The sequence below is a fragment of the Streptomyces sp. NPDC036984 genome (genome assembly GCF_055607665.1).
Window position 1 is genome coordinate 389,872 of the sequence record NZ_JBVJRL010000001.1, and the last position, 7,988, is coordinate 397,859.

Genomic DNA, 7,988 nt, shown 5'->3' on the forward strand with positions numbered 1-7,988 from the left:
GCGGCTGCCGTACCCTCTCTCCATGTCGCTCTATGCCGCGTACGCCGGCAACCTCGACGCGCGCCTGATGTCCCGCCGCGCCCCGCACTCCCCGCTGCGCGCCACCGGCTGGCTGAACGGCTGGCGGCTCACCTTCGGCGGCGAGCAGCTCGGCTGGGAGGGCGCGCTGGCGACGATCGTCGAGGACCCGCTGGCCCAGGTCTTCGTGGGCCTGTACGACATCGCACCCATGGACGAGGAGTCGCTCGACCGGTGGGAGGGCGTGGGGCTGGAGATCTACCGGCGGGTACGCGTGCGCGTGCACACCCTGGACGGCGAGGAGTCGGCCTGGGCGTACGTCCTCAACGCCTACGAGGGCGGCCTGCCCTCGGCGCGTTATCTGGGCGAGATCGCCGACGCGGCGGAGTCGGCGGGGGCTCCGCACGACTATGTGATGGAACTCCGCAAGCGCCCCTGCTGAACCGGCCCCACCCCCGCCTGCCTGCGTTTTCCCTCCCCTTTCGACCACCGTTTGTGGAAAACGACAAGACAACGGACACAAAACCCGTGGGCTCTGTCATCTACGCGCGTAGGCGAAGACCGGTTACCCTCGTCGGCGTGAACGCATCTCTTCTTCCGGACGACATCCAGGGCGACCCGTACGCCGCCGCCGACGCCGCCGCCGCGCGCCTGCGCGCACTCACGGGCGCCGAGACCCACGACGTCGCCCTTGTGATGGGCTCCGGCTGGGCTCCGGCCGTCGACGCCCTGGGCGCACCCGACGCCGAGTTCCCGGTCACCGAGCTGCCCGGCTTCCCGCCGCCGGCGGTCGAGGGCCACGGAGGCAAGATCCGCTCGTACTCCTTCGGTGACAAGCGGGCCCTGGTCTTCCTGGGCCGCACGCACTACTACGAGGGCCGTGGCGTCGCCGCCGTCGCCCACGGCGTGCGCACCGCCGTGGCGGCCGGCTGCAAGACCGTGGTGCTCACCAACGGCTGCGGCGGCCTGCGCGAGGGCATGCGCCCCGGCCAGCCGGTGCTGATCAGCGACCACATCAACCTCACGGCGACCTCCCCGATCGTCGGCGCCAACTTCGTCGACCTGACGGACCTGTACTCGCCGCGCCTGCGCGCCCTGTGCAAGGAGATCGACTCCACGCTGGAGGAGGGCGTCTACGCCCAGTTCCCCGGCCCGCACTACGAGACCCCGGCCGAGATCCGCATGGCCCGCGTCATCGGCGCGGACCTGGTCGGCATGTCGACGGTCCTCGAGGCCATCGCCGCGCGCGAGGCGGGCGCCGAGGTCCTGGGCATCTCCCTGGTCACCAACCTGGCCGCGGGCATGACCGGCGAACCCCTCAACCACGAGGAGGTCCTCCAGGCGGGCCGCGACTCGGCAGCCCGCATGGGCCAGCTGCTGACCCAGGTACTGGGCCGGATCTGACCACCCACGGCACCACGCCCCCGCAGACCGGGGACGTGGTGCCTGCGGCGCTTCGGCGCGGTACGCGGGTGCACTCCGGGCACGGGTGCGGCGCCTGTGGCGCTATGGCGTGGTGCGCTTGTGCGCTCCGGGCGCGACGTGATGGTTCGTGCGGGTGGGCGCGCGTGGTGCCCGTGGTGCCCGTGGTGCGCTGTCACGTCGGGGCGCGGCCTGCGGTCGGCTTCGGGCGGGTGCGGGGTGTGCGTCTCATCGGGGGCGCGTGCCGCGCGTCTGACCGGGCGCGCGGGGTGTGTGCGTTTCATTGGGCGCGTACGGGATGCGGTCCGCTTCATGCGGGGTGTGGTGCGCGTGTTCACGTCGGGGGCGCGTGGTCTGTGGTCGGGCTGCCCGGCCCGGGCCTGGCGCGTTGGGCGGGTGACGTTGCCGGGGACGGTGGCGTGGGCCCGCCGGTCCGCCTTCCAGCCGACCGAGTCGGGTGGTGGGTGGGCGGAGGATGGGGGTCTGGGGGCGGAGCCCCCGGCCGGACCAGGCAAACACAGGAGAGGTTGATCCCAAGGTGCACGACGATCTCATCGCCCGGGCCAAGGCCTGGCTCGCCGAGGACCCGGACCAGGAGACCCGCGAGGAACTGGCCGAGCTGATCGACGCGGGGGACGTCACGGAGCTGTCGGCCCGCTTCAGCGGCACTCTCCAGTTCGGCACCGCCGGCCTGCGCGGCGAACTGGGCGCCGGCCCCATGCGCATGAACCGCAGCGTCGTCATCCGCGCCGCCGCGGGCCTCGCCGCATACCTGAAGAAGAACGGCACCCCCCACGGGGACGACGACGCCGGACTCGTCGTCATCGGCTACGACGCCCGCCACAAGTCCGCCGACTTCGCCCGGGACACCGCCGCCGTGATGACCGGCGCCGGCCTGCGTGCCGCCGTACTCCCCCGCCCGCTGCCCACCCCCGTCCTGGCCTACGCGATAAGGCACCTCGGCGCGGTCGCGGGCGTGGAGGTCACGGCCAGCCACAACCCGCCCCGGGACAACGGCTACAAGGTCTACCTCGGCGACGGCTCCCAGATCGTGCCGCCCGCCGACGCGGAGATCGCCGCCGAGATCGACGCGATCGCCTCCCTGCACGACGTACCCCGCCCGGACGCCGGCTGGGAGACCCTGGACGACGCGGTTCTGGACGCCTATCTGGCCCGTACGGACGCCGTCCTCGCCGAGGGCTCCCCGCGGACCGCGCGCACGGTCTACACGGCCATGCACGGCGTCGGCAAGGACGTCCTGCTGGCCGCCTTCGCCCGCGCCGGCTTCCCCGCGCCGGTGCTGGTCGCCGAGCAGGCCGACCCGAACCCGGACTTCCCGACGGTCGCCTTCCCGAACCCGGAGGAGCCGGGCGCGATGGACCTGGCGTTCGCGCAGGCCCGCGAGAGCGAGCCGGACCTGGTCATCGCCAACGACCCGGACGCCGACCGCTGCGCGGTGGCCGTCGGGGACGGCGGCGACTGGCGCATGCTGCGCGGAGACGAGGTCGGCGCCCTGCTCGGCGCCCACCTGGTCCGGCGCGGCGCCCGGGGCACCTTCGCGGAGTCGATCGTCTCCTCCTCGCTTCTCGGCCGGATCGCCGAGAAGGCGGGGCTTCCGTACGAGGAGACCCTGACCGGCTTCAAGTGGATCGCCCGCGTGGACGGCCTGCGCTACGGCTACGAGGAGGCCCTCGGCTACTGCGTGGACCCGGAGGGCGTGCGCGACAAGGACGGCATCACGGCCGCGCTGCTGATCACCGAGCTGGCGTCGGTGCTGAAGGAGGAGGGCCGTACCCTCCTCGACCTGCTCGACGACCTCGCCGTGGAGCACGGCCTGCACGCCACCGACCAGCTGTCGGTCCGCGTCCAGGACCTGTCGCTGATCGCAGACGCCATGCGCCGGCTGCGCGAGCAGCCGCCGACGGAGCTGGCCGGCCTGCCCATCACCCGGGCCGAGGACCTGACCCGGGGTACGGACACGCTGCCGCCGACCGACGGCCTGCGGTACACCCTCGACGGCGCCCGGGTGATCGTCCGCCCGAGCGGCACCGAGCCGAAGCTGAAGTGCTACCTGGAGGTCGTCGTACCGGTTGCCGGCCACGCCGGTCTGCCGGCCGCCCGCACCCGCGCGGCCGAGCTGTTGGCGGCCGTCAAGCGGGACCTCTCGGCGGCTGCGGGCATCTGACCCGGTTCACCCGGGCCGGGCGCCGTCCGGCGGGTGTCGCGTCCGCGCACACCGCCCCGCCGCCGACCCCGGTGGGATGCCGTGCCGTGCAGGGCATCCCACCGGGGTTCTCCTCATCCCGCAGCCAGCAGAATCGCCAGCAGCACCGCCCCGGCGACCGCCGGCGCCGCCACCTCGTAGGCCCAGCGCACGGTGACCTCGCCCGGTGCCTGCTCGGTCTCCCCGTGGCGCTCCAGCAGTTCGCGCAGGTCGTCGATGATCTGGTCGGTCGCCGCCCGGGTCGGCCCGGTGTCCGGGCCGCGCAGGCTGAAGCCGCCGAGCCCGAAGCCGCTCGGCGCGAGTCCGCCGGTCCGGCCGCCCGGTGTCACGCCCCGGGCCGCGTCCGCCGCCGCCCGCCGCTGCCGGTGGGCCGCCTTCTTGCGGGCCCGCAGCGAGACGGGGATCGCCCACAGCTGGTACTTGCCGCCGGACTTGGTCACGACCTCGTTGGAGTAGCCGGAGCGCAGGCCGGCGATCTCACTCCAGGGCAGGGTGATCACCCGGAAGGGGTTGCGGATGCGCAGCCGGTCGTCGTTGGCGAAGACCGCCGGGCGGAGCGTGAAGGCGGTCACCAGCGGTACGGCCAGGATCATCCCGGCCAGGGCCAGCCAGGGCGTCCGGCCGTGGCCCTTGAACAGCGCGTCGAAGCCCAGCCAGAGGACGACCACGAGCAGCAGCACGCCGCCCGCCAGCCCCAAAGGCGAGCGATAGATCCGGTCCTTGGCGGCTGGTACCGGAGGCTGTGACGCGGGTGACGGGTGGTCCGGGGTGGTCATGGCCCGATTCTGCACGACACCGCCGCCGCGCGGTCACGCGCCCGGCAACCGGCGCTCATCCGTGATCTCCGCACCCTGGATGAGCAGCCGGGGTGTACAGCCGCTACGCGCGTAGATATGCTCGTCTGGTGACCATGCCCACCTCTGCACCCACAGCACAGGCTCTCGCCGACGTCACCGCGTCCGACAGCACGCTGCGCCGCTTCCTGCACGGGCTGCCCGGCGTCGACGCGGTCGGCCTGGAGGCGCGCGCCGCGTCTCTCGGCACCCGTTCCATCAAGACCACCGCGAAGGCGTACGCCATCGACCTCGCCATCTCGATGGTCGACCTGACGACGCTGGAAGGCGCGGACACCCCGGGCAAGGTCCGGGCGCTCGGCGCCAAGGCGGTCCACCCCGACCCCACGGACCGTACGGCCCCGGCGACGGCCGCGGTCTGCGTCTACCCCGACATGGTGGCCACCGCCAAGGAGGCCGTCGCCGGCTCCGCCGTGAAGGTCGCCTCGGTGGCGACCGCCTTCCCGGCCGGCCGCGCCGCCCTCGACGTGAAGCTGGCCGACGTCCGCGACGCGGTCAGCGCCGGCGCCGACGAGATCGACATGGTCATCGACCGTGGCGCGTTCCTCGCGGGCCGGTACCTGAAGGTGTACGACGAGATCGTCGCCGTGAAGGAGGCCTGCGGGGACAGCGCCCGGCTGAAGGTCATCTTCGAGACGGGCGAGCTGTCGACGTACGACAACATCCGCCGCGCCTCCTGGCTCGGCATGCTGGCCGGCGCCGACTTCATCAAGACCTCCACCGGCAAGGTCGCCGTCAACGCGACCCCCGCGAACACCCTGCTGATGCTGGAGGCGGTCCGCGACTTCCGGGCCCAGACCGGCATCCAGGTCGGCGTGAAGCCCGCCGGCGGCATCCGCACCACCAAGGACGCGATCAAGTTCCTGGTCCTGGTGAACGAGACCGTGGGCGAGGACTGGCTGGACAACCACTGGTTCCGCTTCGGCGCCTCCTCGCTGCTGAACGACCTGCTGATGCAGCGCCAGAAGCTGGCCACCGGCCGCTACTCCGGTCCCGACTACGTGACGGTGGACTGATCCCCCATGGCATTCGAGTACGCACCCGCCCCCGAGTCCCGCGCGATCGTCGACATCGCGCCCTCGTACGGCCTGTTCATCGACGGCGAGTTCACCGAGGCCGCCGACGGCAAGGTCTTCAAGACGGTCTCGCCGTCGACGGAAGAGGTCCTCTCCGAGGTCGCCCAGGCCGGCGCCGAGGACGTCGACCGCGCGGTGAAGGCCGCCCGCAAGGCGTTCGAGAAGTGGTCGGCGCTGCCCGGCTCCGAGCGCGCCAAGTACCTGTTCCGCATCGCCCGCATCATCCAGGAGCGCAGCCGCGAGCTGGCCGTCCTGGAGACGCTGGACAACGGCAAGCCGATCAAGGAGACCCGCGACGCGGACCTCCCGCTGGTGGCGGCCCACTTCTTCTACTACGCGGGCTGGGCCGACAAGCTCGACCACGCCGGGTTCGGCGCCGACCCGCGTCCGCTGGGCGTGGCCGGCCAGGTCATCCCGTGGAACTTCCCGCTGCTGATGCTGGCGTGGAAGATCGCCCCGGCGCTGGCGACCGGCAACACGGTCGTGCTGAAGCCTGCGGAGACCACCCCGCTGAGCGCCCTGTTCTTCGCGGACATCTGCCGCCAGGCGGGCCTGCCCAAGGGTGTCGTCAACATCCTTCCGGGCTACGGCGACGCGGGCGCCGCGCTGGTCGCGCACCCGGACGTGAACAAGGTCGCCTTCACCGGCTCCACGGCCGTCGGCAAGGAGATCGCCCGCACGGTCGCCGGTACGCGCAAGAAGCTCACCCTGGAGCTGGGCGGCAAGGGCGCCAACATCGTCTTCGACGACGCGCCGATCGACCAGGCCGTCGAGGGCATCGTGGGCGGCATCTTCTTCAACCAGGGCCAGGTCTGCTGCGCGGGCTCCCGCCTGCTGGTCCAGGAGTCGATCCAGGACGAGCTGCTGGACTCCCTCAAGCGCCGGCTGTCCACGCTCCGCCTCGGCGACCCGCTGGACAAGAACACCGACATCGGCGCGATCAACTCCGCCGAGCAGCTGGCCCGGATCACCGCGCTGGCCGAGCAGGGCGAGGCGGAGGGCGCCGAGCGCTGGTCCCCGGCCTGCGACCTGCCGGAGAGCGGCTACTGGTTCGCCCCGACGCTCTTCACGAACGTCACCCAGGCCCACACCATCGCCCGGGACGAGATCTTCGGCCCGGTGCTGTCGGTCCTCACCTTCCGCACGCCGGACGAGGCGGTGGCCAAGGCGAACAACACGCAGTACGGCCTGTCCGCGGGCATCTGGACCGAGAAGGGCTCGCGGATCCTGGCCGTCGCGAACAAGCTGCGCGCCGGTGTCGTCTGGTCCAACACGTTCAACAAGTTCGACCCGACCTCGCCGTTCGGCGGCTACAAGGAGTCGGGGTTCGGCCGCGAGGGCGGCCGCCACGGCCTGGAGGCATACCTCGATGTCTGACCGTCTGAGCGTCTTCAAGACCTACAAGCTGTACGTCGGCGGGAAGTTCCCGCGTTCCGAGAGCGGCCGGGTGTACGAGGTGACGACGAAGCCATCAGCCGTTGACGCGGCGGGGAAGGGCAACTGGCTGGCCAACGCGCCCCTCTCCTCCCGCAAGGACGCCCGTGACGCGGTCGTGGCCGCGCGCAAGGCGTTCGGCGGCTGGTCCGGCGCGACCGCCTACAACCGCGGCCAGGTCCTCTACCGCGTCGCGGAGATGCTGGAGGGCCGCAAGGAGCAGTTCGTCCGGGAGGTCGCGGACGCGGAGGGCCTGTCGAAGTCGAAGGCGGCTGCGGTCGTGGACGCCACGATCGACCGCTGGGTCTGGTACGCGGGCTGGACGGACAAGATCGCCCAGGTGATCGGCGGCGCCAACCCGGTGGCGGGTCCGTACTTCAACCTCTCCTCCCCGGAGCCGACCGGCGTGGTCGCCGTACTGGCCCCGCAGGAGTCGTCCTTCCTCGGCCTGGTCTCGGTCGTGGCCCCGGTGATCGCCACCGGCAACACCGCGGTCGTGATCGCCTCCGAGAAGGCCCCGCTGCCCGCCCTGTCGCTGGGCGAGGTGCTGGCCACCTCCGACGTCCCGGGTGGCGTGGTCAACGTCCTGTCCGGCCGTACGGCGGAGATCGCGGCGCCGCTGGCCGCGCACCAGGACGTCAACGCGATCGACCTCGCGGGCGCGGACGAGGTGCTGGCGAGGGAGCTGGAGATCGCGGCGGCCGACAATCTGAAGCGCGTCCTGCGTCCACAGGCTGTGGACTACTTCGAGACGCCCGGGATCGACCGGATGACGGCGTTCCTGGAGACGAAGACGGTGTGGCATCCGACGGGCTCGCTGGGCGCGTCGGGGTCTTCTTACTGAGTCCCGTGGGGAACTGCGCCGTCGGCCCCAGCGGGTCCGCTGTGGCCGCCGGGGCCGTTCCCCCCTCCCCTTCCGGGGGCTTCTCCACGGACCAAGGAACCCAGGAACCGGTCCGC

At 72.3% G+C, this 7,988-nt stretch carries 7 protein-coding genes; 6 read left to right on the forward strand and 1 reads right to left on the reverse strand.

Annotation, left to right across the window (positions count from 1 at the left end):
- Positions 1–22: 22 nt before the first annotated feature.
- The 3 genes from ACZ7DL_RS01770 to ACZ7DL_RS01780 all read left to right on the forward strand — a co-directional run bounded on the left by ACZ7DL_RS01770 (position 23) and on the right by ACZ7DL_RS01780 (position 3,625).
- Positions 23–460 (forward strand): gamma-glutamylcyclotransferase family protein, encoded by a 438-nt coding sequence (locus ACZ7DL_RS01770; RefSeq protein WP_470770591.1) that lies wholly within the window; start codon positions 23–25, stop codon positions 458–460.
- A gap of 137 nt (positions 461–597) precedes the next feature.
- Positions 598–1,422 carry a purine-nucleoside phosphorylase gene (locus ACZ7DL_RS01775; RefSeq protein ID WP_470770593.1) on the forward strand — a complete coding sequence of 275 codons (825 nt, stop codon included), beginning with the start codon at positions 598–600 and terminating at the stop codon, positions 1,420–1,422.
- Between the two features lie 556 nt (positions 1,423–1,978).
- The gene (locus ACZ7DL_RS01780; RefSeq protein WP_470770595.1) at positions 1,979–3,625 is read left to right on the forward strand and encodes a phospho-sugar mutase; all 1,647 of its coding nucleotides are present in this window, start codon (positions 1,979–1,981) and stop codon (positions 3,623–3,625) included.
- 113 nt (positions 3,626–3,738) lie between these two features.
- On the opposite strand, the gene ACZ7DL_RS01785 is transcribed toward ACZ7DL_RS01780, so the two are convergent.
- Positions 3,739–4,440, reverse strand: coding sequence for a PH domain-containing protein (locus ACZ7DL_RS01785; protein WP_470770596.1), 702 nt, complete (start codon positions 4,438–4,440; stop codon positions 3,739–3,741).
- A gap of 134 nt (positions 4,441–4,574) precedes the next feature.
- Here ACZ7DL_RS01785 and deoC point away from each other — a divergent pair, with 134 nt between their 5' ends.
- From deoC to ACZ7DL_RS01800, 3 genes are read left to right on the forward strand one after another with little or no spacing between them, the layout of a single operon-like run.
- Positions 4,575–5,534 carry a deoxyribose-phosphate aldolase gene (gene deoC, locus ACZ7DL_RS01790; protein WP_470771182.1) on the forward strand — a complete coding sequence of 320 codons (960 nt, stop codon included), beginning with the start codon at positions 4,575–4,577 and terminating at the stop codon, positions 5,532–5,534.
- A 6-nt stretch (positions 5,535–5,540) separates the two neighbouring features.
- Positions 5,541–6,971: an aldehyde dehydrogenase family protein gene (locus ACZ7DL_RS01795; RefSeq protein ID WP_470770598.1), complete on the forward strand. Its 1,431-nt coding sequence runs from the start codon at positions 5,541–5,543 to the stop codon at positions 6,969–6,971.
- Complete coding sequence (locus tag ACZ7DL_RS01800) at positions 6,964–7,872, forward strand: aldehyde dehydrogenase family protein (protein ID WP_470770600.1); 909 nt, start codon at positions 6,964–6,966, stop codon at positions 7,870–7,872. The genes ACZ7DL_RS01795 and ACZ7DL_RS01800 overlap by 8 nt, the downstream gene beginning before the upstream one ends.
- Positions 7,873–7,988: the final 116 nt, after the last annotated feature.